Origin of the sequence: Streptomyces sp. NRRL B-1140 (assembly GCF_001280065.1) — a bacterium.
Lineage (GTDB): Bacteria > Actinomycetota > Actinomycetes > Streptomycetales > Streptomycetaceae > Streptomyces.
The window spans coordinates 123,225-149,754 of record NZ_LGEA01000095.1; the positions used below are offsets into that span (position 1 = coordinate 123,225).

26 protein-coding genes are annotated in these 26,530 nt (G+C 71.2%); 15 read left to right on the forward strand and 11 right to left on the reverse strand.

Features of this window, described 5'->3' with window-relative positions; genetic code table 11:
- Positions 1–203: 203 nt before the first annotated feature.
- Positions 204–689 (forward strand): cation:proton antiporter regulatory subunit, encoded by a 486-nt coding sequence (locus tag ADK65_RS17225; RefSeq protein WP_053671045.1) that lies wholly within the window; start codon positions 204–206, stop codon positions 687–689.
- A 4-nt stretch (positions 690–693) separates the two neighbouring features.
- Positions 694–1,914 carry a cation:proton antiporter gene (locus ADK65_RS17230; RefSeq protein WP_053671046.1) on the forward strand — a complete coding sequence of 407 codons (1,221 nt, stop codon included), beginning with the start codon at positions 694–696 and terminating at the stop codon, positions 1,912–1,914.
- Positions 1,915–2,001: 87 nt separating this feature from the next.
- Here the strand turns inward: ADK65_RS17230 and ADK65_RS17235 are convergent, their stop codons facing one another.
- Positions 2,002–2,409, reverse strand: coding sequence for a MazG nucleotide pyrophosphohydrolase domain-containing protein (locus ADK65_RS17235; RefSeq protein ID WP_053671047.1), 408 nt, complete (start codon positions 2,407–2,409; stop codon positions 2,002–2,004).
- Positions 2,410–2,504: 95 nt separating this feature from the next.
- Here ADK65_RS17235 and ADK65_RS17240 point away from each other — a divergent pair, with 95 nt between their 5' ends.
- Positions 2,505–3,506 carry a TAXI family TRAP transporter solute-binding subunit gene (locus tag ADK65_RS17240; protein WP_053671048.1) on the forward strand — a complete coding sequence of 334 codons (1,002 nt, stop codon included), beginning with the start codon at positions 2,505–2,507 and terminating at the stop codon, positions 3,504–3,506.
- Between the two features lie 40 nt (positions 3,507–3,546).
- Here the strand turns inward: ADK65_RS17240 and ADK65_RS17245 are convergent, their stop codons facing one another.
- Positions 3,547–4,953, reverse strand: coding sequence for a sensor histidine kinase (locus ADK65_RS17245; protein ID WP_053671049.1), 1,407 nt, complete (start codon positions 4,951–4,953; stop codon positions 3,547–3,549).
- Positions 4,954–4,962: 9 nt separating this feature from the next.
- Entirely contained in the window at positions 4,963–5,649 is a 687-nt protein-coding gene (locus tag ADK65_RS17250) for a response regulator transcription factor (protein WP_053671050.1), read from the reverse strand.
- A gap of 289 nt (positions 5,650–5,938) precedes the next feature.
- Here ADK65_RS17250 and ADK65_RS17255 point away from each other — a divergent pair, with 289 nt between their 5' ends.
- The 8 genes from ADK65_RS17255 (at position 5,939) to ADK65_RS17285 (ending at position 12,308) form a co-directional block, all read left to right on the forward strand.
- Positions 5,939–6,715: an amino acid ABC transporter ATP-binding protein gene (locus ADK65_RS17255; protein WP_053671051.1), complete on the forward strand. Its 777-nt coding sequence runs from the start codon at positions 5,939–5,941 to the stop codon at positions 6,713–6,715.
- A gap of 84 nt (positions 6,716–6,799) precedes the next feature.
- Positions 6,800–7,639 (forward strand): glutamate ABC transporter substrate-binding protein, encoded by an 840-nt coding sequence (locus ADK65_RS17260; protein ID WP_053671074.1) that lies wholly within the window; start codon positions 6,800–6,802, stop codon positions 7,637–7,639.
- A 75-nt stretch (positions 7,640–7,714) separates the two neighbouring features.
- Complete coding sequence (locus ADK65_RS17265) at positions 7,715–8,380, forward strand: amino acid ABC transporter permease (RefSeq protein ID WP_053671052.1); 666 nt, start codon at positions 7,715–7,717, stop codon at positions 8,378–8,380.
- A complete protein-coding gene (locus ADK65_RS17270; protein ID WP_053671053.1) occupies positions 8,377–9,273 on the forward strand; it encodes an amino acid ABC transporter permease in 897 nt (298 codons plus the stop codon). The genes ADK65_RS17265 and ADK65_RS17270 overlap by 4 nt, the downstream gene beginning before the upstream one ends.
- Before the next feature lie 176 nt (positions 9,274–9,449).
- Complete coding sequence (locus ADK65_RS17275) at positions 9,450–11,057, forward strand: FAD-dependent monooxygenase (protein WP_053671054.1); 1,608 nt, start codon at positions 9,450–9,452, stop codon at positions 11,055–11,057.
- A gap of 129 nt (positions 11,058–11,186) precedes the next feature.
- Positions 11,187–11,258 carry a putative leader peptide gene (locus ADK65_RS39790; protein WP_310851512.1) on the forward strand — a complete coding sequence of 24 codons (72 nt, stop codon included), beginning with the start codon at positions 11,187–11,189 and terminating at the stop codon, positions 11,256–11,258.
- A 97-nt stretch (positions 11,259–11,355) separates the two neighbouring features.
- The gene (locus tag ADK65_RS17280) at positions 11,356–11,892 is read left to right on the forward strand and encodes a cysteine dioxygenase (protein WP_053671055.1); all 537 of its coding nucleotides are present in this window, start codon (positions 11,356–11,358) and stop codon (positions 11,890–11,892) included.
- Positions 11,889–12,308, forward strand: a complete 420-nt coding sequence (locus tag ADK65_RS17285) for a rhodanese-like domain-containing protein (RefSeq protein ID WP_199825652.1) — start codon at positions 11,889–11,891, stop codon at positions 12,306–12,308. Before ADK65_RS17280 ends, ADK65_RS17285 begins: the two co-directional genes overlap by 4 nt.
- Before the next feature lie 9 nt (positions 12,309–12,317).
- Here ADK65_RS17285 and ADK65_RS17290 read toward each other — a convergent pair whose 3' ends face one another.
- The 5 genes from ADK65_RS17290 to ADK65_RS17310 all read right to left on the reverse strand — a co-directional run bounded on the left by ADK65_RS17290 (position 12,318) and on the right by ADK65_RS17310 (position 16,771).
- Positions 12,318–12,758: a GNAT family N-acetyltransferase gene (locus tag ADK65_RS17290; protein WP_053671056.1), complete on the reverse strand. Its 441-nt coding sequence runs from the start codon at positions 12,756–12,758 to the stop codon at positions 12,318–12,320.
- A gap of 101 nt (positions 12,759–12,859) precedes the next feature.
- The gene (gene recX / locus ADK65_RS17295; protein ID WP_053671057.1) at positions 12,860–13,675 is read right to left on the reverse strand and encodes a recombination regulator RecX; all 816 of its coding nucleotides are present in this window, start codon (positions 13,673–13,675) and stop codon (positions 12,860–12,862) included.
- A 3-nt stretch (positions 13,676–13,678) separates the two neighbouring features.
- Positions 13,679–14,797, reverse strand: coding sequence for a recombinase RecA (recA, locus tag ADK65_RS17300; protein WP_053671058.1), 1,119 nt, complete (start codon positions 14,795–14,797; stop codon positions 13,679–13,681).
- A gap of 339 nt (positions 14,798–15,136) precedes the next feature.
- Positions 15,137–16,402, reverse strand: a complete 1,266-nt coding sequence (locus ADK65_RS17305) for an AI-2E family transporter (protein ID WP_078956015.1) — start codon at positions 16,400–16,402, stop codon at positions 15,137–15,139.
- 174 nt (positions 16,403–16,576) lie between these two features.
- Complete coding sequence (locus ADK65_RS17310) at positions 16,577–16,771, reverse strand: DUF3046 domain-containing protein (RefSeq protein WP_053671060.1); 195 nt, start codon at positions 16,769–16,771, stop codon at positions 16,577–16,579.
- An 80-nt stretch (positions 16,772–16,851) separates the two neighbouring features.
- Between ADK65_RS17310 and ADK65_RS17315 the strand changes: the two genes are divergently transcribed.
- Entirely contained in the window at positions 16,852–17,796 is a 945-nt protein-coding gene (locus tag ADK65_RS17315; RefSeq protein WP_053671061.1) for a hypothetical protein, read from the forward strand.
- On the opposite strand, the gene ADK65_RS17320 is transcribed toward ADK65_RS17315, so the two are convergent.
- Genes ADK65_RS17320 through ADK65_RS17330 form a run of 3 tightly spaced genes read right to left on the reverse strand, consistent with a single transcriptional unit; the run spans position 17,797 to position 19,682 of the window.
- Complete coding sequence (locus tag ADK65_RS17320) at positions 17,797–18,108, reverse strand: AzlD domain-containing protein (RefSeq protein WP_053671062.1); 312 nt, start codon at positions 18,106–18,108, stop codon at positions 17,797–17,799. It abuts the gene before it with no gap.
- On the reverse strand, positions 18,105–18,827 hold the full coding sequence (locus ADK65_RS17325) for an AzlC family ABC transporter permease (RefSeq protein WP_053671063.1): 723 nt from the start codon (positions 18,825–18,827) through the stop codon (positions 18,105–18,107). Before ADK65_RS17325 ends, ADK65_RS17320 begins: the two co-directional genes overlap by 4 nt.
- Positions 18,828–18,851: 24 nt before the next feature.
- A complete protein-coding gene (locus ADK65_RS17330) occupies positions 18,852–19,682 on the reverse strand; it encodes an AraC family transcriptional regulator (protein ID WP_053671064.1) in 831 nt (276 codons plus the stop codon).
- 118 nt (positions 19,683–19,800) lie between these two features.
- On the opposite strand from ADK65_RS17330, the gene ADK65_RS17335 reads away from it, so the two are divergent.
- From ADK65_RS17335 to ADK65_RS17345, 3 genes are all read left to right on the forward strand, one after another.
- On the forward strand, positions 19,801–24,717 hold the full coding sequence (locus ADK65_RS17335) for an ATP-dependent helicase (protein ID WP_053671065.1): 4,917 nt from the start codon (positions 19,801–19,803) through the stop codon (positions 24,715–24,717).
- A gap of 84 nt (positions 24,718–24,801) precedes the next feature.
- Positions 24,802–25,623, forward strand: a complete 822-nt coding sequence (locus ADK65_RS17340) for an Fpg/Nei family DNA glycosylase (RefSeq protein ID WP_053671066.1) — start codon at positions 24,802–24,804, stop codon at positions 25,621–25,623.
- 32 nt (positions 25,624–25,655) lie between these two features.
- Entirely contained in the window at positions 25,656–26,420 is a 765-nt protein-coding gene (locus ADK65_RS17345; RefSeq protein WP_053671067.1) for an SDR family NAD(P)-dependent oxidoreductase, read from the forward strand.
- The last annotated feature ends 110 nt before the right edge of the window (positions 26,421–26,530 follow it).

Here is a 26,530-nt window from a genome sequence, read left to right on the forward strand (position 1 = left end):
ACTCCTTCCCGACGTCGCGCAGTGCACCGCCCCCTTCACCCTTTCCGGTGACCGGCCGCTGCGTATATCCGTCACGACACCCATGTCGTCACCGTACGGCCGGATGGGAGCATGCGGAGTTGACTCGTCCGATGATCCGTTCCGTTCATCAGGCCGACAAAGCATGACAACCAAGACGAACCAGACGAACAAGGGGAAGCAACGTGTCAGCTCCGCGCCTGAGGGCGACGCCGCTGCCGGGTATCGGGGTCCAGTACGACCTGGAGACCCGGGAACACCGCCATCTGTCGGTGGTGGCGCACCGCGACGGCACGCGCACGGTGAACGTGTACCGGTCCGACGATCCCGACTCGTGCGCACAGTCGCTGAAGCTGACCAGCTCGGAGGCGGGCTCGCTGATCGACGCGCTGAAGCCGTCCCACCACAGCCCGAGCCTGCTGTACACCACGGACCTCGGGCTGGTCGCCGAGCGGATCGAGGTCGCCGCGACGTCGCGCTGGAACGGGCGGGTGCTCGGCGACATGCGGATGCGGACCGAGACGGGCGCGTCGGTGGTGGCCGTGCTGCGCCGGGCCGAGGCCATCCCGTCGCCCGCGCCGGACTTCCGGCTGTCGGGCGGTGACACTCTGATCGTCGTCGGCACCCGTGAGGGTGTCGACGCGGCGGCGACGATACTCGGGCGGGAGTGAACTTTTGCACTCCGCTGTTCTGCTCATCGAGTTCGGTTCGATCATTCTCGGGCTCGGCCTGCTCGGCCGCTTCGCCGCCCGGTTCCAGCTCTCGCCCATTCCTTTGTACCTCCTGGCCGGTCTGGCCTTCGGTGAGGGCGGCCTGCTGCCGCTCGGGGCGAGCGAGGAGTTCATCGCCACGGGCGCGGAGATCGGCGTCATCCTGCTGCTGCTGATGCTGGGCCTGGAGTACACGGCGAGCGATCTGGTCTCCAACCTCAAGACCCACTATCCGTCCGGCCTGGTCGACTGCGCCCTCAACGCGCTGCCCGGGGCGGCCGTGGCGCTGCTGCTCGGCTGGGGCCCGGTGGCCGCGGTCGTGCTGGCGGGTGTCACCTGGATCTCGTCGTCCGGCGTGATCGCGAAGGTGCTGGGCGATCTGGGCCGGGTCGGCAACCGGGAAACGCCGGTGATCCTCAGCGTGCTGGTGCTGGAGGACCTGGCGATGGCGGTGTACCTGCCCATCGTCACGGCGTTGGTGGCCGGCGTCGGGCTGATGGCCGGCAGCGTGACCCTGGCGGTCGCACTGGGCGCGGCCGGACTGGTGCTGTTCCTGGCCGTGCGCTACGGCAGGCTCATCTCACGGTTCGTCTCCAGCGACGACCCGGAGAAGCTGCTGCTGGTCGTGCTGGGTCTGACGATCCTGGTCGCGGGTGTCGCGCAGCAGCTCCAGGTGTCGGCGGCGGTCGGGGCCTTCCTGGTGGGCATCGCACTGTCGGGGGAGGTCGCGGAGGGTGCGCACACCCTGCTGAGCCCCCTGCGTGACCTTTTCGCCGCGGTCTTCTTCGTCTTCTTCGGTCTGCACACCGATCCGTCGAGCATCCCGCCCGTCCTGCTGCCGGCGCTCGGGCTGGCCGTCGTCACGTCGCTGACGAAGATCGCCACCGGGTACTGGGCTGCCCGGCGCGCCGGGATCTCCGTCAAGGGCCGCTGGCGTGCCGGGGGCGCGCTGGTGGCCCGCGGCGAGTTCTCGATCGTCATCGCGGGTCTCGCGGTCGCGGCCGGCATCGAACCGTCCCTCGGACCGCTGGCCACGGCCTATGTGCTGATCCTGGTCGTCCTCGGCCCGCTCACCGCGCGCTACACCGAGCCGGTGGCGACCTGGTGGTCCCGCCGCCGCGAGCCCCGTCACCCGGAGCCGACGCCCCGGGCGGCGGCCGAGGCGGAGGCACCGGTCGCCGACTGAGGGGCCGGGACGCCGAGGCGAGGCACCGGTCGTCGACCGGGGGAGCCGGGCCGGGACGCCGAGGCGTGATCTCTGGGAATGCCCAAGTCAGGCGCCTCCGCCCGGCACCCACCCCTGCCTGCGCAGCACCCCCGGCACATCCGGTGCCTCGTAGTGCTCGCCCTTGAGGACCTTGCCGTCCTCGCGGCGGGAGACCGAGCCGTCGGGGCCGATCTTCGTCATGTTGGAGCGGTGGATCTCGGCGAGCACCGCGTCGAGGTCGATGCCGTGCACGAGGGCGGTGCCGTACGCGACGTAGACCACGTCCGCGAGCTCGTGGGCGAGCCGGTCCAGGGGCCCCCGCACCGACACCTCGGCGACCTCCGCCGCCTCCTCCGCGAGAAGTTCGCCCCGGTGGGCCGCCAGTTCCGGGGAGACCTCCGTCGGCGTGCTGCGGACGTCCAGGCCGAAGGCGCGGTGGAATTCACGGACCAGGTCAGCGGGCGAAGAGCTCATGGGGGCGACTGTAGTGGCGGCCACCGACACTCCCCCGCCCCCGCCTGTGACCCCTGCCCTGGTCAGGGGACCACGCGGCTGGCAGGATCGCCCGCATGTCCAGAACGCTCCCCCGTGTCGGCAGACGTAGGTCCCTGCAGGGCGGCGCCGCCTCCCTCGTGGTCCTCGGCCTGCTGCTGTGGTGGCTGCGCCCCTGGGCCGAGGAACCGCCGAGCGGGACCATCACGTTCAGTACAGGCACCCGCGCGGGGGTCTACCACGAGTACGGCAGGCTCCTGAGCGACGAGATCTACAAGGACATGCCCAGCCTGAAGGTGCGGCTGCAGCCCAGTGCCGGTTCGCAGGAGAACGTCGCGGACGTGGCGACGGGCGACGCGGACTTCGCGATCGCCGCGGCCGACGCGGTCGCCACCTACAAGCTCGCCAAGGACCCCGGCGCCGACCGGCTGCGCGGGGTCGCCCGCCTGTACGACGACTATGTCCAGCTCGTCGTGCCGCCGGACTCGGACATCCGCTCCGTCGCGGACCTGCGGGGCAAGCGCGTGGCCATAGGGCTGCCCGACTCCGGTGTGCGGCTGATAGCGAACGGCGTGCTCAAGGCGGCCGGCATCGACCCGGAAAAGGACATCAAGCCGTCGTCGGACGGCATCGACACCGGACCCAAGCGACTGGGCCACGGCCTGGACGCGTTCTTCTGGTCGGGCGGCCTGCCCACCGACGGGCTCAGCCGGCCGGCCAAGAAGTCGGCGTCGGCCTTCCGGTTCGTGCCGATCGACGCCGCGCTGGTGGCCAAGCTGCACGACCAGGGCGGCGCCACCCGCTACTACCGGGCCACCAAGATGCCGGAATCCGCCTACCCCACCATCCAGCGCGGCAAGGCGATACCGACGCTGGCGGTGTCCAACCTGCTGATCACGCGCAGCGACATGGACCCGCGGCTCACCGAGTGGCTGACCCGTACGGTGCTCGACAGCCGGGATCTCATCGGCAAGAAGGTCCACTCCGCCCAGCTGGTCGATGTCCGCACGGCGATCTACACCGACCCTCTGAAGCTGCACGTGGGTGCCCAGCGCTACTACCAGTCGGTCAAGCCGTAGCGCCCGGGCGGACCTCGGCCGCGCCGCGGTCGCCCTCCCGTCAGGCGGCGGGCGCCGACCTGGGTACCGTCACCGTCACCTTCAGCCCGTGCGGCTCATGACGGCCGTACGCGATCGATCCGCCGCCCGCCGCGAGCAGCGCCCGCGAGATGGACAGCCCGAGGCCCGAGCCCTTGATGTTCTGGTGCCGGCCGCTGCGCCAGAAGCGGTCCCCGACGCGGGCGAGCTCCTCCTCGGTGAGGCCCGGACCCTGGTCGGTCACGACGACGGTGGAGGTGTCGCCGTTGGAGGCGACGGTCACCTCCACGGTCTGTTCCTCGGGCGTGAACTTCACCGCGTTGTCGATGACGGCGTCCAGCGCGCTGGACAGGGCGACCGGGTCGGCCCACGCGGTCGTCGGCGGGCAGTCGCCCACCAGGCGCACCCCCTTGGCCTCGGCGGTCGGAGCCCAGGCCGCGAGGCGCTCGGCGGCGAGTTCGCCGATGTCGGTGACCTTGAGATCCGCCTCGGTGTGCTCGGCGAGGGCGAGGTCGAGCAGGTCGTCCAGGACCTGCGCGAGGCGCTTGCCCTCGGCCTGGACCGAGGCGATCTCCTGGTTACCCTCGGGCAGTTCGAACGAGAGCAGCTCGATGCGCAGCAACAGCGCGGCGAGGGGGTTGCGCAGCTGGTGGGAGGCGTCGGCGACGAAGGCGCGCTGCTGCTCCAGCACGTCCTCGACGTTGTCCGCCATCTCGTTGAAGGACCGCGCGAGCCGCTGGAGTTCCGGCGGACCGCCGGCGGCGGCGACCCGGGACTTGAGCCGGCCGGTGGCGATGTCGTGCGTGGTGGCGTCCAGGACGCGCACGGGCTTGAGCACCCAGCCGGTCAGCCGCAGGGCGGCACCGACGGCCAGCAGCATCGCGGCGAACTCGCCCGCGCCGATGACCAGCCAGCCGTGCAGCGTGCGGGAGCGCAGCTGTCCCGTGGGCGAGTCGGTGACGACGACCGCGACGACGTCGCCGTCCCGGATGACCGGCGAGGCGACCACCAGGTTGCGGCGCTGCCAGGGCCACACCTGCTTCGGATCGTGGCTGCGGCGGCTCAGCTTCGCCTCGGCGAAGGCGTCCCGCACCTCGCCCTCCTCGGGCAGCGACCACTCGGCGGGGGCGTGGGCCATGGCACGACCGGTGCGGTAGAAGACCCCGGCCCGGATGCCGTAGACGTCGTAGTAGCTGCGCAGCTCGCTGCTGAGGGTGGCCAGGCGCTCGTTCTCGAAGGCGTCGGTCGTTCCGTCGGGCGAGTCCGTGACGAACTGGGCGAGGGCGGCGAAGCGAGCCGTGTCGTCTATCCGGTCGACGACGACCTTCTGCTGCTGGGCGCCGGCGAGACTGACGGCGAGCGGAACGCCGAGCGCGAGCAGAACGGCCGCCATCAGGACGATGAGCAGCGGGAGCAGACGAGTGCGCACCCGGCCCCGCTACCCGGCAGGCGCGACGAGCCGGTATCCGACTCCGCGGACGGTCTCGATGAGCGCCGGCATCCGCAGCTTGGCGCGCAGGGACGCCACGTGCACCTCCAGGGTGCGGCCGGTGCCCTCCCAGCTGGTCTGCCACACCTCACTGATGATCTGCTCCCGGCGGAAGACCACTCCGGGCCGCTGCGCGAGCAAGGCCAGCAGGTCGAACTCCTTGCGGGTCAGGCTGATCACCGACCCGTCCACACTGACCCTGCGGGTGGGCAGCTCGATGTGCACCGGGCCGAGCCGCAGCTCGGTCTCGATGCCGCTGGAGGTGTCCTCGTGGGAGGTGCGACGGCTGACCGCGTGGATGCGGGCGAGCAGCTCCCCGGTGTCGTAGGGCTTCACCACGTAGTCGTCCGCGCCGAGATTGAGGCCGTGGATGCGGGAGCGCACGTCGGAGCGGGCCGTAACCATGATCACCGGGGTGCTGGTGCGCTTGCGGATCTTGCCGCAGACCTCGTATCCGTCCTGGTCGGGCAGGCCGAGGTCGAGGAGGACGACGCCGAAGCAGTCGCCCTCGGGGACGAGCGCCTGGAGGGCCTCCTCACCGCTGCGCGCGTGCGTGACGTCGAACCCGTGCCGTGCCAGAACCGCCGACAGGGCGGCGGCGACGTGGTTGTCGTCCTCGACGAGCAGCAGTCTCATCCGGTCCCCCTTCAGTTCATCGGCCGTACGATCTGAATGTGTACACAAGGCGTGCACACGCGCGCGAGCACCTTGTGCAGTCACGCTGATGGAAGAGGACGGCGTCAAGAGGGTTCCGGTTGCGGAGCCCTTCCGTTATCCGGCCGATATCAGCGCTGCTCACAAGTGCTACGACACGTGTCCGATTGCTATCGGATCGTGATGCTCAGATTCCCCTCAGATGTAATGACGCAGGTCGTAGAGGGTAACTACTGTCCTCCGAAACCGAGGAGGACGGAGCCCGAGAGCGATGACCGAAGTATCGGTGGCCAAGGAAGATGTGGCCGCGACCGGCGATCTGGTCGTCCTGAAGAGCGTCAACAAGCACTTCGGCGCGTTGCACGTACTCCAGGACATCGACCTGACGATCGCCCGCGGTGAAGTCGTCGTGGTCATCGGACCCTCCGGGTCCGGCAAGTCCACCCTGTGCCGCACCATCAACCGCCTGGAGACGATCGACTCCGGCTCGATCACCATCGACGGCAAGCCGCTGCCCGCCGAGGGCAAGGAGCTGGCACGGCTGCGGGCCGACGTCGGGATGGTCTTCCAGTCCTTCAACCTCTTCGCGCACAAGACCGTGCTCGAGAACGTGATGCTCGGCCAGATCAAGGTCCGCAAGAAGGACAAGAAGGCGGCCGAGGAGCGGGCCCGGGCCCTGCTCGACCGGGTGGGCGTGGCCGCGCAGGCCGAGAAGTACCCGGCTCAGCTCTCCGGCGGTCAGCAGCAGCGCGTCGCCATCGCGCGGGCCCTGGCCATGGAGCCGAAGGTGATGCTCTTCGACGAGCCGACCTCCGCGCTCGACCCCGAGATGATCAACGAGGTGCTGGAGGTCATGCAGCAGCTCGCCCGCGACGGCATGACCATGATCGTCGTCACCCACGAGATGGGTTTCGCACGATCGGCTGCAAACCGCGTGGTGTTCATGGCAGACGGCCGAATCGTCGAGGAGGCTGCGCCCGACCAGTTCTTCAGCGCTCCGCGCAGCGACCGTGCCAAGGACTTCCTTTCGAAGATCCTGCACCACTGACGGCACGGGTCGCGTCCGACGCACACCCCGCGCCGCCCGCCTTTTGAGGGCCCGCATCTCTTCACCAGTCAAAGGATGTTCATGATGAAGCTCCGCAAGGTCACCGCCGCCTCGGCCACCGTCTTCGCTCTCGCCCTCACCGCCACCGCGTGCGGCGGCGACAACAGCACCGGCGGCGACTCCGGCTCCGACGGCGGCAAGACGATCACCGTCGGCATCAAGTTCGACCAGCCCGGCCTCGGTCAGAAGACGCCGCAGGGTTACGCCGGCTTCGACGTGGATGTCGCCACGTACGTCGCGAAGAAGCTCGGTTACAAGGCGGACCAGATCGAGTGGAAGGAGTCGAAGAGCGCCGACCGCGAGACCATGCTGCAGCGCGGTGACGTCGACTTCATCGCCGCGACCTACTCGATCACCCCGGAGCGCCAGGAGAAGGTCGACTTCGCCGGTCCTTACCTGCTGGCGCACCAGGATGTTCTGCTTCGTGCGGACGACAACAAGATCAAGTCGCCGAAGGACCTGAACAACGCCAAGCTCTGCTCGGTCACCGGCTCCACCTCGGCGCAGAACGTCAAGGACAAGCTGGCTCCCAAGGCGCAGCTCCAGCCGTACCCGACGTACTCCGCCTGTCTGCCCGGCCTGCAGAACGGTGCCGTCGACGCGCTGACCACCGACGACTCCATCCTCGCCGGTTACGCCGCGCAGGCCCAGTTCAAGGGCAAGTTCAAGCTCGGCGGCTTCAAGCTGACCAACGAGAACTACGGCATCGGCGTCAAGAAGGGCAGCGACCTCAAGGACAAGATCAACAAGGCTCTTGAGGACATGGTCGCGGACGGCGCCTGGCAGAAGGCCGTGGACAAGAACCTCGGCCCGGCCAACTACAAGAACGAGCCCGCGCCGAAGATCGGCGACATCAAGAGCTGAGGCAACGCCTGAAAGGTGCGCCGCTCTGCGGAGCGGCGCACCCGGGCATCCCTATACGCGGAAGCGCGGGAGATCGTGTTCGACTTTCTTGAGGGTTATGACCTGCTGGGAGCCTTCTGGACGACAGTGCAGCTCGCTGTGCTGTCCGCCGTCGGCTCTCTCATCTGGGGCACGCTGCTGGCCGCCATGCGCGTCGGCCCCGTGCCACTGATGCGCGGCTTCGGGACCGCGTACGTCAACATCGTGCGGAACATCCCGTTGACCGTCATCATCCTGTTCACGTCGCTGGGCCTGAACCAGACGCTGGGGATCTCCCTCGGGGCGGACGACGTCGAGACGATCAACTTCCGGCTCGCCGTCCTGGGGCTGATCTTCTACACCTCGTCCTTCGTGTGCGAGGCCCTGCGCTCCGGCATCAACACGGTGCCGGTCGGGCAGGCGGAGGCGGCCCGGGCGATCGGCCTCAGCTTCAACCAGGTGCTGGGTCTGGTCGTGCTGCCGCAGGCGTTCCGTTCGTCCGTCGTCCCGCTGGCGAACGTGCTGATCGCCCTGATCAAGAACACCACGGTGGCCGCGGCCATCGGTGTCGCCGAGGCGGCGGTGCTGATGAAGGAGATGATCGAGAACGAGGCTCAGCTGCTGTTGATCTCCGCGATCATCGCGTTCGGATTCGTGGTCCTGACGCTGCCGACCGGTCTGATCCTCGGGTGGGTGGGCAAGAAGGTGGCGGTGAAGCGATGAGTTCCGTTCTGTACGACGCGCAGGGGCCTCGCGCCAAGCGTCGCAACGTCATCCTCACGGTGGTCTTCCTGGTCGCCGTCGCGGCTCTGCTGTGGTGGGTGTACAAAGCCCTCAAGGACAAGGGTCAGCTGGAGTGGGCCTTGTGGGAGCCGTTCTTCTCCGGCAGCGAGGCCTGGACCACCTACATCTGGCCCGGCCTGCAGAACACGCTGAAGGCCGCGGCCCTGGCGATGATCATCGCGCTGCCGCTCGGCGCGGTCCTCGGCATCGCCCGACTGTCGGACCACGCATGGGTCAGGATGCCGGCCGCGATCGTGGTCGAGTTCTTCCGGTCCATCCCCGTGCTGGTCCTGATGATCTTCGGTCTCGCGCTGTTCGCCGAGTACACCGCCGTGAGCTCCGACGACCGTCCGCTGTACGCGGTCGTCACCGGTCTGGTGCTGTACAACGCCTCCGTCCTCGCCGAGATCGTCCGGGCGGGCATTCTGGCCCTGCCCAAGGGCCAGTCCGAGGCGGCGATGGCGATCGGCCTGCGGAAGGGGCAGCTGATGCGCCTCATCCTGCTGCCGCAGGCGGTCACGGCGATGCTTCCGGCGATCGTGAGTCAGCTCGTCGTCATCGTGAAGGACACCGCACTCGGCGGCGCGGTCCTGACCTACGCGGAGTTGCTCGCCGCTGCCGGCACGATGAGCGGCTACTACGGCGGGAACATCATCCAAAGCCTCATCGTCGTGTCCGTGATCTTCATCGCGCTCAACTTCGCCCTGACCTCGTTCGCCAGCTGGCTGGAACGCCGGCTGCGGCGCGCCAAGAAGTCGACCGGCGCGGTCGTCGGCCCGAACGACGCGGAGATCGCCGGCACGGCAGGGACCGGCGCCGGAGGCACCGTCTGACACGCGGTCACCTCATGTGACACCATCAGGGGCAGTGGCATGATCGCCACTGCCCCTGGTCACTTGACGCAAGCACCGGCAATGGGTTGCATACGTTCTGTGATCGTGCACCCTGCTCCAACTTCCTGTTCACCTACGTCTCTCAGGACACCACCGCGGGCAGGGGGCGCCACGCCGTGGACCCGGTGATCATCGTCGGAGCGGGGCCCGTCGGGCTCACGCTCGCCCTGGCGCTGGCGCGTCAGGAGGTGCCGTGCGTCGTCCTCGACGAGGGCCCGGGCAAGGACGAACCCCGCGCGGCGCGCACCGTCGTCCTGCGCGAGGACACCGCCGCGCTGATGGAACGGCTGACCGGCATGCCCCTCGGCCGGGCCGGTGCGCACTGGGCCGGATGGCGGTCGATGCGGCGCAAGCAGGTGATGCGCGAGGTGGTTTTCGACGACACCGAGCCCGCCCCCCTGCACATCGCCCAGCACGTGCTGACCGGAGCGCTGCGCGCGGCCCTCGCGGACGAACGGCTCGTCAAGGTCGCGGTGGACAGCCGCCTCGACGGCCTCGAACAAGAGCCCTCGGGCGTCACCGCCCACACCCGCGGCCCCAAGGGCACCTGGTGGCGCGGCAGTTACCTGGTCGGCTGCGACGGCCCCCGCTCGACCGTGCGCAAGATCCAGGACATCCGCTTCCCGGGCCGTACGGCGGTGGAACGCCACGCCGTCGCCGCGCTCCGTACGGAACTGCCCTGGCGCGACGAAGCGTTGCTGCACCGCTCGCCGCCCTGGCGCATGTCCGGGCCCTCGGCCGGCGAGGTCACGGCGCGTCCGCTGCCGGACGGCGTCTGGCGCCTGGACTGGCTTCTGCCGCCCGGCAAGGACCTGGTCACCCCCGAACTGCTGCTCACCCGCATCCGGGAAACCCTCGCCGGCTGGGCGGGCGGTACGACCCCGCCGTACGAGCTGCTGGACACCGGTGTCCACACGGTCCATCACCGGCTGGCCCGCCGCTGGCGCGCCGACCGTGTGTTCCTCGCGGGGGATGCGGCCCACCTGCTCGGCGCGCTGGGCACACACGGGCTGGACGAGGGCCTGCGGGACGCCGACAACCTCGCCTGGAAGCTTGCCCTGGCCTGGCACCACGGGCCGCACGAGGCGCTCCTCGACAGCTACCAGACGGAACGCCGGGCGGTCGTCGCCGCCCGGCTCCGCGCCGCCGACCAGGCACTGCCGTTGCTGCGCGGCGGTGGCGGATTGCGAGCCGTCGTCCCGGGTTCGTCCCGTGGCCACGACGCCCTGCTCACCGAGGGTCACCTGGGGCACGGCCAGCTCGGCGCGCCGGGGGTGTACGCCGACTCGCCGCTCGCGCCCCGCCCCCTCGAAGGGGAAGTCCCGGTCGACACACCACTCGGTGCACCGGTCACCGACGTACGGGTCACCGCGGAGGACGGCACCTTCGTACGGCTGCGGGACCGGCTCGGCCGCGGTGCGCTGCTCGTGGTGCTGATCGCACCGGGCACGGGCGTCTGGGAGCGCAAGCACTGGGTCGGCGCGGGCATCATGCCGCAGCTCGCGGCGGCGGTCACGGCACTGCCGCACCACGCCGAGCTGCTCGTCGCCGAGAGTTATCCGGGTGCGGGCGCGCACACGGTGCTGCTGGTGCGTCCCGACGGGCACCTCGTCACCGCGCTGAGCGGAGTGCGCCCGGCCGATCTGTACGCCGCGGCGGAGGCCACGGTGGGCGGACCTGTGAAGGCGCAGGCAGCGGCCGGCGCTTCGGCCGGTTCACGCTGAGGTTGGCCCCCGGGCCACGGGGCTCGGTCCCGGGATGGTGTGCTCACTGTCACAGAGCGTCCGCATGGTGACAGTGAGTTGACCCGCCCGGGCGGCCGTGGTGTACTCCGGTTCGTGACCGACACCTGTGTGCGCCTGTGGCGGAGGGTCCATATGGACCTCCTCCGCTATGCGGGCTGCGTGTGTCGCCCGTCCTGCTGATTTCGCATTCCTCTTCTCCTGTGCGCGCGCCGCGGTCTGTCCGCCGGCTGTCGCGCCTCGCCCGCGAACCCTCATCAGGACCTTCAGGACGGCACCCGTGTCTGTATCCCCTTCTGCCACCCCCTCTGTCTCCACCGGTCCGGCTCCCACCCAGGCCGACCTCTATGACTTCGTTCGGCGCACTGCCGCCGACACCGAGCTGATCGACTCCCTGCCGCTCGATCCGGAGGGCCGCACGTGGGTGCGGCTGGAAGGGCCCGGCGGCAGCGAAGCGTGGCTGATCGGCTGGCCGCCCGGCACAGGCACCGGCTGGCACGACCACGCCGACTCGGTCGGCGCCTTTCTGACCGCCTCGGGCGAGCTCAAGGAGAACTCGCTCGCCGCTCGGCTGCCCACCGACGGCTGGAGGACACTGGAGCTCACCGACGACATGGACCGGCAACGCCGACTGCGGGCCGGACAGGGGCGCGCCTTCGGCCGGCACCACGTCCACGAGGTGCTCAACGAGTCACCCGACCGGCACGCGATCTCCGTCCACGCCTACTATCCGCCTCTGCCGCAGATCCGCCGCTACAGCCGCAACGGACCCATCCTGCGACTGGAGCAGGTCGAGCGTCCGGAGGACTGGCAGTGAGCGCCGCACCCGGGCCGACGGACCGCGACACCCAACCGCCGGTCGGCATCGACGAGTTGCTGGACCGTGTCCGGGCGGGCTACGAGCGGATCGGACCGCGGGATGCGTACGAGGCCGCCCAAGCCGGCGACGCGCTCCTGGTCGACATCCGCTACGCCGCCCTGCGCGATCGGGACGGCCTCATCCCCGGCGCCCTGGTCGTCGAGCGCAACGAACTGGAATGGCGCCTCGACCCCCAGGGCAGCCACCGCCTCCCCGAGGCCACGAGCCACGACCTGCGCATCGTGGTGATCTGCAACGAGGGCTACGCGTCCAGCCTGGCGGCCCAGTCCCTGCACCAGCTGGGCCTGCGCCGGGCCACGGACCTCGTCGGCGGGTTCCAGGCGTGGCGGGAGGCGGGGTTGCCGGTGGAGTGAGTGCGACGGCTAGGGGATGTAGCGGCGGAAACCTTGTGCCAGAGCTTTGAAACCGCACGCCGTGTAGAAGGTGTGGACGTACTCGTCGTCCGCGGCCAGGAGCTGCACCTTGTAGCAGCCCACCGACTCCCCCAGCCGAACGGCGGCCTCCATCAGCCGACGGCCGACACCGCTCCGCTGGACGGAGCCGGTCACCACGACGTTCTCCACGAACAGGATGGCCCGCCCCCCACGCGTGAAGTTCGGCACGACGATGCAATCCGCCGTTCCGACCACGGTGCCGCCGGCGTCAGCCACCAGGATCGTCCGTCCCAGCTGCCTTGATATGTCCGCCCAGACGGCGTCTGCGGACGCCTGCGGTAACGGCGCGTCGTCCGGGTTCAACTCGCGATAGAGAGCGAGCAACGCCGGCACGTCCACCTCGGTTGCTGAACGCACATCGATCTTCATGCGCTGAGCCTAGGATGCACACAGCCGGTCAGAGGCGGCAGTTGCTCATCCGGCTCCGGCAACTGTTCCGGGTCCCGGACCTCGTCCCGTCGTCGGCGCCCTCAGAACCCCTCTTCGCCGAGAAACTCCGTGTCCTCTCCCTCTTCCTCCAGCGCCTGCCGGACCACCCGCAGGGCCATGCCCTCGGGGTAACCCTTGCGGGCGAGCATGCCCGCGAGGCGGCGGAGGCGTTTGTCCCGGTCAAGTCCGCGGGTGGAGCGGAGCTTGCGTGCGACGAGTTCGCGTGCGGTCTCCTCCTCCTGCTCGGAGTCGAGCTGGGAGACGGCCTCGTCGATCAGCGTGGAGTCGACACCCTTGGTTCGCAGCTCCCGGGCGAGCGCACGCCGGGCGAGCCCTCTGCCGTGGTGGCGGGACTCCACCCAGGCGTCCGCGAAGGCACTGTCGTTGATGAGGCCGACCTCTTCGAACCGTGAGAGCACCTCCTCCGCGGCGTCGTCCGGGATCTGCCGCTTGCGCAGGGCGTCGGCGAGTTGCTTACGGGTTCGTGGGGTCCCGGTGAGCAGGCGCAGGCAGATCGCCCGGGCTCGCTCGACCGGGTCCCCCGGAGGTGCCTCCTGCTCGGCCCTCGATGAGGAGAGGGCGCCTCCGTCCTCGGTTCGGGCCGCCTCACCGAAGCCACTCCGACGACGACCGCGCCCGCCGCGCGGCCCGCCGTCACGCGAGCCGCCTCCGGCCGAACCGCCCCCGTGCGGCCCGATATCGTCCCCGTCTCCGTACAGCTGGTCGCCTTCGAGGGGAGTGTCCCCGAAGCCGTCCACCTCGTCCACGGCCGCGCCGGTGTCACCTCCGGTGCCCCTCCCCCGTGGGGCACCGGAGGCGACGTACTCGTACTCCGCCCAGTCGGTTCGCCGTGTCACAGGTCAGCTCTTGGCTGCGGCGGCCTTGGACTTGGCGGCCTTGGCCGGGGCCGGGACAGCCGGTGCCGCGTCGGCCGGTGCGGAGGCCGAGGCGTCCGTACCCGGCTCGGCGGCCGGCTCCTCGGGGCGCACGCCCACGCCCAGCTTCTCCTTGATCTTCTTCTCGATCTCGTTCGCCAGGTCGGGGTTGTCCTTGAGGAAGTTGCGCGCGTTCTCCTTGCCCTGGCCGAGCTGGTCGCCCTCGTACGTGTACCAGGCGCCGGCCTTGCGGACGAAGCCGTGCTCCACGCCCATGTCGATCAGACCGCCCTCGCGGCTGATGCCCTGGCCGTAGAGGATGTCGAACTCGGCCTGCTTGAAGGGCGGCGCAACCTTGTTCTTGACGACCTTGCAGCGGGTGCGGTTGCCGACCGCCTCCGTGCCGTCCTTCAGGGTCTCGATGCGGCGGATGTCGATGCGCACCGAGGCGTAGAACTTCAGCGCCCGGCCACCGGTCGTGGTCTCGGGGGAGCCGAACATCACGCCGATCTTCTCGCGGAGCTGGTTGATGAAGATGGCGGTGGTCTTGGACTGGTTGAGCGCGCTGGTGATCTTCCGCAGGGCCTGGCTCATCAGGCGGGCCTGCAGACCGACGTGGCTGTCACCCATCTCGCCCTCGATCTCCGCGCGCGGGACGAGCGCGGCGACGGAGTCGATGACGATGAGGTCGAGGGCGCCGGAGCGGACCAGCATGTCCACGATCTCCAGGGCCTGCTCGCCGTTGTCCGGCTGGGAGAGGATGAGGTTGTCGATGTCGACGCCGAGCTTCTTCGCGTACTCGGGGTCGAGTGCGTGCTCCGCGTCGACGAAGGCGACCTGGCCTCCGGCCTTCTGCGCGTTCGCCACCGCGTGCAGGGTCAGGGTGGTCTTACCGGAGGATTCCGGTCCGTAGATCTCGACGACACGGCCGCGGGGCAGGCCGCCCACACCGAGAGCCACGTCCAGGGCGGTGGATCCGGTCGAGATGACCTCGATGGGCTCCTTGGTCCGGTCGCCCATGCGCATGACCGCGCCCTTGCCGAATTGCCGTTCAATCTGTGCGAGCGCGGCATCCAGGGCCTTCTCGCGGTCGGTTCCTGCCATGGGTTCCACCCGATTTGCTTGAGTCGATCGCTTCACGTCAAAGACGCTAACGCCTGCCACTGACAACGCGCCCCGACGCACATCCGGCCTGTGGATAACTCGGGCATTTCTCTACCCAAAGTACGTCGAAATGCCCTTCGTTGAGCCTCGCCGGTGCTTCCATGAGAATGGATGTTCGATTTTGGTGTCAAGCGCACCACGCGGCACATCCGGCGCCGAGGCCGGTGCCGTCCGCTGCGTGTCCGAGCACCTGCTGTGGCCTTCCCCCGGAGGCCGGTCCCACGCCTCGGGCACGCCACTGCCCGACACCTGCATCCTTGATCAGGTCGTCGGCGGCGGTCAGGAGGAGTTCTGCCCTGGCCCCCGGCCCTCCGGCCGCTCCGCCCCGCGGCGCCGATCCCACAGCCCCCTGGCACGCGCGAGCAGACCCGGCCCCTCTCCCCGCCACCGGTGGCCGTGCACCCGGGGGTCGTCCGTGACGTCGTAGCGCTTCACGTACGCCCCGAGGAAGGCCTGGAGTGTGGCGACGGCGGGGATGGCGATCAGCGCGCCGACGGCACCGAGGAGGGCGGTGCCGGCGATGACCGAGCCGAAGGCGACGGCGGGGTGGATGTCGACGGTCTTGGAGGTGAGCTTGGGCTGCAGTACGTAGTTCTCGAACTGCTGGTAGATCACGACGAAGACCAGCACCCACAGCGCGTACCAGGGGTCCACCGTGAACGCGATCAGCATGGGCAGGGCACCCGCCAGGTACGTGCCGATGGTGGGGATGAACTGCGACACCAGACCCACCCACACGGCGAGCACGGGAGCATAGGGCACGTCCAGGGCCTGGAGCAGGATGAAGTGCGCCACGCCGGAGATCAGCGCCATCAGGCCGCGGGAGTAGATGTAGCCGCCGGTCTTGTTCACGGCGATCTCCCACGCGCGCAGCACCTCCGCCTGGCGGGCGGGCGGCAGGACCGAGCAGATCGCGCGGCGCAGTCGCGGGCCGTCCGCGGCGAAGTAGAAGGAGAACAGGGCGATCGTGAGCAGCTGGAAGAGGCCGCCGATGACCTGGGCCGACACGTCCAGGACGCCCGTGGCGCTGTTCTGGACGTAGTTGCGCAGCCAGTCGGAACGGAGCAGGCCCTCCTGGATGTCGACGCGCTTCAGGTCGGTCTTGAAGTGCGTGTTGATCCAGTGGATGACGGAGTCGAGGTACTCGGGAAAGCCTTCGATCAGCTTGATGATCTGGTCCGCGAGGACGGAGCCGAGCAAGGTGACGAAGCCTGCCGAGACGATCATCACGCCGATGAAGACGATGAACGCGGCGAGCCCTCTGCGCAAGCCACGCGAGGCCATCCAGCTCACCGCGGGCTCTATGGCGAGCGCCAGGAAGAACGCGATGAGGATGTTGACTAGCAGACCGGTGAGCTGGTGGAAGGCCCAGCTGCCCAACTGGAACACCGCGACGAGGGCGAGCGCGAGCACCATGGCGCGGGGCAGCCAGCGCGGCATACGGCCGTTCGCCCCGGCCCCGCCGGCCGGGGGGCGCACGGGCGGTGTCGTACCGGAAGCTGAGGACTGCTGGGCTGCCTGGCCGGTCTCGTCAGTGGGTGCCACGGTCCAAGTCTCGCCCACGGCACGGACAGCCGTCTGCCCGGCTGCGATCTTCGTGACCGGTCAGGGCCGTCCCGGAAGGGCCGGGCGGGTGCTCCCCTGAGCCGGCCGCCCGGCCCGGCCGGTTCCCCTGGCCCGCCTCGTCGGCCGACGGTCTGCGGGGCACACCGGCAACGGTCAGCGCCTCTCCCGGGGTACGTCCATCACCGAGCAGACCACCTGCCAGACCTCCTTGGCGTCCCAGCCGGCCGCCAGTGCCTCGTGCACCGTGCGCCCGCCGAGCTCGGACATCACATGGTCACGCGCGAACGTTTCGGCGTAGCCAGGACCGAAGTGCTCCGCCATTCGCTGCCAGAAGACCGTCAACCGCATGACTCCAGTATCCCGCCCCTGGGGGTGGGCCTGAGCCGGGACCGCCTGCCGGCGCCGCTTCGCGCCCTACGGTCTGACCCATGGCCGAAACAGGAGCTACCGAACTTCCCCCGACACCCCCGCCGCACAGCCCCGTCACGCGCGCGGAGCGTTTCGTCTGGCTCACCGCGCGCGTGCTCGAGCAGCGCCGCTTCGCCCACCATTTCCGGGACGCCGCCGCGGATCCGGTGGAGACCGCCCTGGACGCCTACCGCAACGAGGACGGCGGGTACGGCCACGCGCTGGAGCCCGATCTGCGTGGCCCGGTCAGCCAGCCGCTGCACACGGCGCACGCGCTGCGGGTGCTGGACGCGGTCGGACGGTGCGCCGGCCAGCGGGTGGAACGCATCTGCCGCTACCTGACGTCCGTCTCGACCGCGGACGGCGCCCTCCCGGCGATCCACCCCAGCCAGCGCGGTTGTCCCACGGCCCCCTTCGTGACGGTGGTGGACGATCCGCCCAGCGACCTGCTGGCCACCGGGCCGGTGGTGGGCCTGCTGCACCGCAACGAGGTGTGGCACGCCTGGCTCTTCCGGGCGACGGACTTCTGCTGGCGGGCGATCGAGTCCCTGGAGACATCGCACCCGTACGAGATCGAGGCGGCCCTGGTCTTCCTGGACTCCGCCCCGGACCGTCCGCGCGCGCGGGCGGCCGCCGACCGTCTCGGCCGCCTGGTCCGCAAGCACCGCCTCTCGGCCCTGAACCCCGACGACCTGGACGACTGCCCGGTCGCCCCCGGTTACGCCCCGGGGGAGCACCATTTTCCGTACGACTTCGCGCGGACACCGACCTCGCTCGCGCGCGCGTGGTTCACCGACGACGAAATGGCCCGGTCCCTCGACCACCTCGCGGCGCAGCAGCAGGAGGACGGCGGCTGGCCCGTCCGGTGGCGCCACTGGGCCCCGGCCCCAGCCCTGGAGGCCCGCCCGCTGGTGACGATCGAGGCGCTGCGCGTGCTCGGCGCGTACGGCCGCGTCATCGACTGATCATCCCGCCCCCATGGCCCGCACCCCCGCGGTCACCAGCACGGCCGCGGCGACGACGAGGAGGAACGGGGCACGCAGCACCAGCGCCACGGCTGCGGCGGCGAGCCCGGCGGCCCTGGCGTCCAGCACCAGTGTCTGCCCGTCGGCGAAGGTCTGCTGGGCGGTGAGGGCCGCCAGCAACGCGACGGGCAGCAGGGCGGCGAGACGCTTCACCAAGGGCCGCTCCAGGGTCCCCGCGGGCACGAGGAGACCCACCAGCTTGACGGCGTAGCACCCGAGGGCGGTCACCCCGATCGCGATCCAGACGTTCACGGTGCGTCCCCCTGTCCCTTGCGCCGGCCGTCCGCCCACAGCACCACCGGCGCCGCCAGAGCGGCCAGCAGCACCGGGACTCCGGCGGGCAGCACGGGCAGCAGTCCGAGCCCCAGCAGCACGGCGAGCCCGGCGACGGCCCGCTCGGTGCCGGTCTTGAGCATCGGCGCGAGCAGGGCCAGGAACACCGCGGGCCCGGCGGCGTCTAGGCCCCACGCGTCGGTGTCGCCGATCGCCTCGGCGCCCAGGGCGCCGAGCAGCGTGGTGAGGTTCCACAGGATGTAGAGGCTCAGCCCGGTCACGACGAACCCGAGCCGCGCGGCACGCCGGGTGGGCTGGGCGAGCGCCACGGCGGCCGTCTCGTCGATCACCCACTGGGCGGCGAACGGCCGCACCGCGCGCGGGAGGGCCAGCAACTGCGACAGCCGCAGTCCGTAGAAGGCGTTCCGCACCCCCAGGAAGAAGGCACCGGCGGCCGCTGTGAAAGGGCTGCCCCCGGCCGCGAGGGCCCCCACGAGAGCGAACTGGGACGCCCCGGTGAACACCAGAAGACTCAGTGCGCACGTCTGCAGCAGCGTGAGACCGCCACCGGCCGATGTCACACCGAAGGCGAAGCCGGAGAGCCCGACGGCCACCCCGACGCCGAGGGCGTCGCGCACGACCGCCCGATCCGTCTTCCCACCGAAGTCCGCGTCTTCGAGAACTGTCCGATCTGCCACGCTCCCCCACGCTACGGGCGGCGGCTACCCGAGGTCTTGTACGTTCTTGCGCTCCCGCTGGTAGGCCCCGGGAGGCACGCCGACCATCCGGCTGAAGTGCCGGCTGAGATGCGGCTGGTCGGTGAACCCGACGGCCACTGCCGCCTCGGACGGAGTCGTCCCCCTGTCCAGCAGCCGGCGCGCCCGCCGCACGCGCGCGTCCGTGAGCCACGCGTGCGGCGGCATCCCGTAGGTGTTCCGGAAGGCCCGCAGCAGGGCGAACGGGCTGGTTCCGAGGTCGGCCGCGAGCCGCTCCAGGGTCGGCGGACGTGCCATCCGCTCCTCCAGCACGCCACGCGCGCATGCCGCGATCCGGGCTCCCGCCGTCCGCACCTCCCGCCGTGGCACGAGCCCGCCGTTCACCCGCAGCAACCTGGTCACCGCGACCCGCAGGAGTGTGTCCGCGGCCAGCGCGTTGCCCTCGTCGGCGGCCCGCAGCACCTGGTGCACCAGTCCCGCGGCGTAGGGGTCGTCCACCACCGGGCTGACGAACCCCGGGGTCCCGCGCAGCCCGGTCGTCTGGGCCGCGATCTCGGCGACCACGTGGGGCGGCGGGTACACGGCCCCGTACCGCCAGCCTTGAGGCACCCCGGCCCGTCCGGTGTGCGGCGTATCGGGATTCACCAGTGCGAGAGCCCCGGCTCCCGCGTAATGGTCGCCTCCGCCGTGGTGGAACACCTCCACGCCGTCGGCGATGGCGGCGATCACGAAGTTCTCGTGCGTGTGCCGCACGAACGTCTTGTGCACGTACCGGGCCCACAGCAGATCGACTCCGGGCAGCTCGTCGTACTGCCAGTGCCGTGCGCGCTCGTCCATACGGCCATTGTCCGCGGCCGGGGACACCCCGGAACGTCCCGGTGGCCGCCCTCGCGGCGAAACGGCAGGCCACGAGGCGTCGAGGCCTGTTGTCAGTGCCGAGGTGCACGATGGACGCATGCCCAGCAATGCGCAGCGAGCCCTGGACGGCTTCTCCCCCGCGACCCGAGCCTGGTTCACGGGTGCCTTCTCCGCGCCCACCTCGGCCCAGGCCGGCGCGTGGCAGGCCATCCACGAGGGCTCGGACGTGCTGGTCGTGGCCCCCACCGGCTCCGGCAAGACCCTCGCGGCATTCCTGGCGGCCCTCGACCAGCTGGCCTTGGCGCCTCCCCCGGCCGACCCCAGGAAGCGCTGCCGTGTCCTGTACGTCTCCCCTCTGAAGGCCCTGGCGGTGGACGTCGAGCGCAACCTGCGCAGCCCGCTGACGGGCATCCGGCAGGAGTCGGTGCGCCTCGGCCTGCCCGAACCCGAGGTCAAGGTGGGCATCCGCTCGGGCGACACCCCAGCCGCCGAGCGCCGCGCCCTGTCGACCCGTCCGCCGGACATCCTGATCACGACCCCGGAATCGCTGTTCCTGATGCTGACGTCGGCCACGCGCGACGCGCTGGCGGGCGTGGAGACGGTGATCCTCGACGAGGTGCACGCGGTCGCCGGCACCAAGCGTGGCGCCCACCTCGCGCTCTCCCTGGAGCGGCTGGACGAGCTGCTGCCGAAGCCCGCCCGCCGGATCGGCCTCTCCGCGACGGTCCGCCCTGTGGACGAGGTGGCCCGTTTCCTGTCGCCCCGCCGCAAGGTGGAGATCGTCCAGCCGGAGTCCGGCAAGGAGTTCGACCTGTCCGTGGTCGTCCCGGTCGAGGATCTGGGCGAGCTGGGCGGTTCCCCGGTCGCGGAGGGCCAGGAAGGCGCCGAGCGCCCGTCCATCTGGCCGCATGTGGAGGAGCGGATCGCCGACCTCGTCCAGTCCCACCGCTCCACGATCGTCTTCGCCAACTCCCGCCGCCTCGCGGAGCGCCTCTGCAACCGGCTGAACGAGATCGCGTACGAGCGGGCCACCGGCGAGACTCTCGACGAGCACCACTCCCCGGCCGAGCTCATGGGCGGTTCGGGAGCGGCCCAGGGTGCCCCCCAGGTCATCGCCCGCGCCCACCACGGTTCGGTGTCCAAGGAGCAGCGCGCCCTGGTCGAGGAGGACCTCAAGGCGGGCCGCCTGCCCGCGGTCGTGGCGACGTCCAGTCTGGAACTGGGCATCGACATGGGTGCGGTCGACCTGGTCGTGCAGGTGGAGTCGCCGCCCTCGGTCGCCTCCGGCCTGCAGCGGGTCGGCCGGGCGGGGCACCAGGTGGGCGCGGTCTCCACCGGTGTGGTCTTCCCGAAGTACCGGGGCGACCTGGTGCAGGCGGCGGTGGTCACCGAGCGGATGCGCACCGGCTCCATCGAGTCCCTCAAGGTCCCGGCCAATCCCCTGGACGTCCTGGCCCAGCAGGTGGTCGCCATGACGGCCCTGGACACCTGGCAGTTCGACGACCTCCTCGCCGTCGTCCGCCGGGCCGCCCCCTTCGCCTCCCTTCCCGAGTCGGCCTTCACGGCCGTCCTCGACATGCTGGCGGGCCGCTACCCGTCCGACGCGTTCGCGGAGCTGCGCCCGCGCGTGGTGTGGGACCGGGTCACCGGCGAGATCACCGGCCGCCCCGGCGCACAGCGCCTCGCCGTCACCTCCGGCGGCACGATCCCCGACCGCGGTCTCTTCGGCGTCTTCCTCGCGGGCACCGACCCCAAGAAGGGCGGCGGCCGGGTCGGCGAGCTCGACGAGGAGATGGTCTACGAGTCCCGTGTCGGCGACGTCTTCACCCTCGGCACCAGCTCCTGGCGCATCGAGGACATCACCCGCGACCGTGTCCTGGTCTCCCCCGCCCCGGGCGTGCCGGGCCGGCTGCCCTTCTGGAAGGGCGACCAGCTGGGCCGCCCCCTGGAACTGGGCCGGGCACTGGGCGCGTTCCTGCGCGAGGTCGGATCCCTGCCCGAGGACGACGCCCGCCTCCGGCTTCTCGCCGCCGGGCTGGACGCGTGGGCGGCGGACAACGTGCTGTCGTATCTGAACGAGCAGCGCGAGGCCTGCGGTCACGTCCCGGACGACCGGACGATCGTCGTGGAGCGCTTCCGCGACGAGCTCGGCGACTGGCGCGTGGTCGTGCACTCCCCCTTCGGTGCCCAGGTGCACGCCCCCTGGGCGCTCGCGCTCGGCGCCAAGCTCTCCGAGCGGTACGGCATGGACGCGCAGGTCATGCACGCCGACGACGGCATCGTGCTGCGCCTGCCGGACGCCGATCTCATGGGCCTGGACCTCCTGGACCAGGAGCCGGTCAGGATGGGCCGTGAGTACGACGCCGAGCAGGCCCCGGTGGGCGCGGCGGACGTGGTCTTCGACAAGGGCGAGGTCGACCAGGTCGTCACGGACCAGGTGGGCAGTTCGGCTCTGTTCGCCTCCCGCTTCCGCGAATGCGCCGCTCGTGCGCTGTTGCTGCCGCGCCGCAACCCGGGCAAGCGCACGCCGCTGTGGCAGCAGCGGCAGCGCGCCTCGCAGCTGCTGCAGGTGGCGAGCGAGTTCGGCTCGTTCCCGATCGTCCTGGAGGCGGTCCGCGAGTGTCTCCAGGACGTCTTCGACGTGCCCGGCCTCGTCGAGCTGATGGGCGACCTGGAGTCCCGCAAGGTGCGCCTGGTCGAGGTCACCACCGCCGAACCGTCCCCGTTCGCGCGTTCGCTCCTCTTCGGCTACGTCGCCCAGTTCCTGTACGAGGGTGACTCCCCGCTGGCCGAGCGCCGCGCCGCCGCCCTGTCGCTGGACTCTCGGCTGCTGGCCGAGCTGCTGGGCCAGGCGGAACTGCGCGAGCTGCTCGACGCGGAGGTGCTGACCGAGCTGGAGCGGGAGCTCCAGTGGCTGACCGAGGACCGCCGCGTCAAGGACGCCGAGGGCGTCGCGGACCTCCTGCGCCTGCTCGGCCCGCTCACGGACGCGGAGCTCTCCGAGCGGGGCGCCGAGCCGCAGTGGGCGCAGGAGCTCGCCGGTGCCCGCCGCGCCATCCGGGTCCGGATCGCCGGCGCGGACCACTGGGCGGCGATCGAGGACGCGGGCCGCCTGCGCGACGCGCTGGGCACCGCCCTGCCGGTCGGCGTCCCTGAGGCCTTCACGGAGCCCGTGAAGGATCCGCTCGGCGACCTCCTCGCGCGTTACGCCCGCACCCACGGCCCGTTCACCTCGGCCACGGCCGCCGCGCGCTTCGGACTGGGCGTCGCCGTCACCGAGGGCGCCCTCCAGCGGCTCGCCGCGGCGGGCCGGGTCGTCCAGGGCGAGTTCCACCCGGCCGGGATCGGCCAGGAGTGGTGTGACGCGGCCGTGCTGCGCCGGCTGCGCCGCCGCTCCCTGGCGGCCCTGCGGCACGAGCTGGAGCCGGTGCCACCGGCCGCACTGGCCCAGTTCCTCCCGCAGTGGCAGCACATCGGCAAGGGGCACTCCCTGCGCGGCATCGACGGGCTGGTCCGGGCCATCGAGCAGCTCCAGGGCGCGTCCGTGCCGGCCTCCGCCCTGGAGAAGCTGGTGCTGCCCTCCCGGGTCGTGAACTACACCCCGGGGATGCTGGACGAGCTGACCGCGGCCGGAGAGGTGGTCTGGGCCGGGGCGGGCTCCCTCCCGGGCAAGGACGGCTGGGTCTCGCTCTATCTGGCGGACGCGGCCCCCCTGCTCCTGTCTCCCCCGCACCCCCTGGAGCTGACCGCCCTGCACCAGTCCGTCCTGGACACCCTCTCCGGCGGCTACGGCCTGTTCTTCCGCCAGATCGCCGACCAGGTCCGCGCCACCACCCACCCCGAGGCCGGCGATCCCCAACTGGCCGATGTCCTGTGGGACCTCGCCTGGTCCGGCCGCCTGACGAACGACACCCTCGCCCCGATGCGCTCCCTGCTCGGCTCGGGCCGCACCGCCGGCTCGACGGCCCACCGCGCCAAGCGCGCCGTCCCGCGCGGCCGCTACGGCTCCCTGACCGCCGCGGCCCGGACCTCGTCCCGCTCCGGCCCGCCGACGGTGGCCGGCCGCTGGTCGCTGCTCCCGGCCCATGAACCCGACCCCACCGTGCGGGCCCACGCTCTCGCCCGCACCCTCCTCGACCGGCACGGCGTGGTCACCAGGGGCGCTGTCTCGGCAGAGGGCGTCGAGGGCGGCTTCTCTGCGACGTACCGCGTCCTGTCCGTCTTCGAGGAGAGCGGCCAGGCCCGCCGCGGCTATGTGGTGGAGGGTCTCGGTGCCGCACAGTTCGCGATGGACGGAGCGGTGGACCGGCTGCGCGCGGTGTCGAACGCCCGCGACCGAGGTGCGGACCTGCCCGGTCCGCTGCCCGGCGCGGAACCCGAGCCGTTCTCCGCCCATGACTTCGCCGCCCCGGACGACGCGGCCCCGTCCTTCGGGCACAGCGACGACCGCGGCCCTGACGGCTTCTCCGACCTGGCCCCCACGTACGACACCCCGAAGCCGTCCCCGGACGAGTGGGTCTCGCCGCGCGACCGTACCCCGCAGGCCGCCCCGCCCTGGCAGAACGGCGGCCGTGCCGGGTACGACCAGGGCTTCCCGGGCCGCGGTACCCGCCCCGGCGGCGCTTCCCGGGCCGTCGTTCTCGCCGCCGCCGACCCGGCGAGCGCGTACGGCGCAGCCCTGCCCTGGCCCGAACCCCCGAGCGGCGCCGGGCACAAGCCGGGCCGTAAAGCGGGCTCCCTCGTGGTCCTGGTCGACGGTGAGCTGACGCTCTACATGGAGCGCGGCGGCAAGACCCTGCTGGCCTGGCCCACCCACCCGGACGGCGATCCCGCCGACGACCCCCGTCTGCGCAGCGCCGCCGAAGCACTCGCCGAAGCAGCCCGCGCGGGTTCGCTCGGCACGGTCACGGTGGAGCGCGTCAACGGCTCCCCGGCACTCACCTCCCCCCTCGGCACCCTCCTGGAGGGCGCCGGTTTCATCGCGACCCCCCGAGGACTGCGCCTGCGTGCATGACGGAGGACTGCGCCTGCGTGCGTGATGGCCGGCCACCCGCAGCCGCTCCGGCCGAGCCCGCGGCGTTCGTGCCACCCTTGACCCATGCCCGAAGGTGACACGGTCTGGCAGGCCGCGAGGCGGTTGGACGAGGCCCTCGCGGGCAGGGTGCTGACCCGAAGTGACCTCAGGGTGCCCCGCTTCGCCACGGCCGATCTGACGGGCCGCGCGGTCCTCGACGTCGCCGCGCGCGGCAAGCACCTCCTCACGCGCATCGAGGGCGGCCTGACCCTCCACTCCCACCTGCGGATGGACGGCTCCTGGAAGGTGTACGAGAACGGCCGGCGCTGGAGCGGCGGTCCCGGCCACCAGATCCGCGCGATCCTCGGCAACACCGACCGCACGGCGGTCGGCTACCGCCTGCCCGTCCTGGAACTCCTGCGCACGGCAGACGAGCATCGCGCGGTCGGCCATCTCGGCCCCGACCTCCTCGGCCCGGACTGGGACCCCGACCAGGCCCTCGCCAACATCCTCCAGGACCCCACCCGCGAACTCGGCGAGGCCCTCCTCGACCAGCGCAACCTCGCGGGCATCGGCAATGTCTACAAGAGCGAACTGTGCTTCCTGCTCGGCGTCACCCCCTGGCTGCCGGCCGGTGCCCTGCCCGCCGACCGCGCCGAGAAGCTGCCCGCGCTCGCGAAGAGGCTGCTGGAGGCCAACCGCGACCGCCCGATCCGCAGCACGACGGGCAGCCGCGGCCAAGACCTCTTCGTCTACGGCCGGGCCCCCCGCCCCTGTCTCCGGTGCCGTACCTCGATCCGTGTCGCGGACCAGGGCGACGGCTCCCGCGAACGTCCCACCTACTGGTGCCCCACCTGTCAGCCTGGCCCCGCACCGGCCACCACCCGACGCCGCCACACCAATTGACGGTCCGTCAGAAACACTCGTACGGTCCCCGTATGCCCGTCACGGCGTACGACCTCACCGGCCGCACCGTCTTCGTCACCGGCGCGGCGAGCGGCATCGGCCGCGCCTCGGCCCTCCTGCTCGCCGAGGCGGGCGCGACGGTGCACTGTGCCGACCGTGACGCCGGGGGCCTGCACGAGACGGTGAGCCTGATCGAGGACGGCGGCGGCACCGCCCGCGCCCACCTCCTCGACGTGACCGACCGGCCCGGGCTGAAGCAGGCCCTCACCTCCTGCGAGCGCCTGGACGCCCTGGCCGCGGTCGCCGGGATCATGCACAGCAGCCCGGTACTGGAGACCCGGGACGAGGACCTCGACCGCGTGCTCGCCGTGAACTTCAAGGGAGTGCTCTACGCCTGCCAGGAGGCGGCCCGCCTGATGATCGCCCACGGCACCCGGGGCAGCATCGTCACCATGGCCTCCGGCGCCGTCGATACCGGCGGCCCCGGGCTGCTCTGCTACGGCGTGGCCAAGGCGGCGGTGGTCCAGCTGACGAAAACCCTCGCGACGGAGCTGGGCCGGCACGGCATCCGCGTCAACGCGGTCGCTCCGGGGTGGATCCGCACGCCGATGACCGACCGCCACGACAGCGCGTCCCGGGCACGCACGGAGTCCGCCATGGCCCGCAGGTCACCCCTGGGCCGTGTGGGCGAGCCCGAGGACATCGCCCATGCGATCCTCCACCTGGCCTCCGACGCCTCGGCCTTCACCACAGGCCAGATCCTCCGCCCGAACGGGGGCGTGGCGATGCCGTGGTAGGACCCTCCCCCCGCCCATGCCCCCGGTACGCCCGCCGACCTCAGCCCCAACCACCGGCGCCCCCGAGGCCGTGGCCATGCCACACGACACCCCCGCCCATCCCCTTACAC

What these genes read in the sequence shown, in the direction of transcription:
- ADK65_RS17235 (WP_053671047.1), bottom strand. Translation starts at nt 2,409, where the DNA reads ATGAGCTCTTCGCCCGCTGACCTGGTCCGTGAATTCCACCGCGCCTTC.
- ADK65_RS17240 (WP_053671048.1), top strand. Translation starts at nt 2,505, where the DNA reads ATGTCCAGAACGCTCCCCCGTGTCGGCAGACGTAGGTCCCTGCAGGGC.
- ADK65_RS17250 (WP_053671050.1), bottom strand. Translation starts at nt 5,649, where the DNA reads ATGAGACTGCTGCTCGTCGAGGACGACAACCACGTCGCCGCCGCCCTG.
- ADK65_RS17255 (WP_053671051.1), top strand. Translation starts at nt 5,939, where the DNA reads ATGACCGAAGTATCGGTGGCCAAGGAAGATGTGGCCGCGACCGGCGAT.
- ADK65_RS17260 (WP_053671074.1), top strand. Translation starts at nt 6,800, where the DNA reads ATGAAGCTCCGCAAGGTCACCGCCGCCTCGGCCACCGTCTTCGCTCTC.
- ADK65_RS17270 (WP_053671053.1), top strand. Translation starts at nt 8,377, where the DNA reads ATGAGTTCCGTTCTGTACGACGCGCAGGGGCCTCGCGCCAAGCGTCGC.
- ADK65_RS17290 (WP_053671056.1), bottom strand. Translation starts at nt 12,758, where the DNA reads ATGAAGATCGATGTGCGTTCAGCAACCGAGGTGGACGTGCCGGCGTTG.
- recA (WP_053671058.1), bottom strand. Translation starts at nt 14,797, where the DNA reads ATGGCAGGAACCGACCGCGAGAAGGCCCTGGATGCCGCGCTCGCACAG.
- ADK65_RS17310 (WP_053671060.1), bottom strand. Translation starts at nt 16,771, where the DNA reads ATGCGGTTGACGGTCTTCTGGCAGCGAATGGCGGAGCACTTCGGTCCT.
- ADK65_RS17315 (WP_053671061.1), top strand. Translation starts at nt 16,852, where the DNA reads ATGGCCGAAACAGGAGCTACCGAACTTCCCCCGACACCCCCGCCGCAC.
- ADK65_RS17330 (WP_053671064.1), bottom strand. Translation starts at nt 19,682, where the DNA reads ATGGACGAGCGCGCACGGCACTGGCAGTACGACGAGCTGCCCGGAGTC.
- ADK65_RS17335 (WP_053671065.1), top strand. Translation starts at nt 19,801, where the DNA reads ATGCCCAGCAATGCGCAGCGAGCCCTGGACGGCTTCTCCCCCGCGACC.
- ADK65_RS17340 (WP_053671066.1), top strand. Translation starts at nt 24,802, where the DNA reads ATGCCCGAAGGTGACACGGTCTGGCAGGCCGCGAGGCGGTTGGACGAG.
- ADK65_RS17345 (WP_053671067.1), top strand. Translation starts at nt 25,656, where the DNA reads ATGCCCGTCACGGCGTACGACCTCACCGGCCGCACCGTCTTCGTCACC.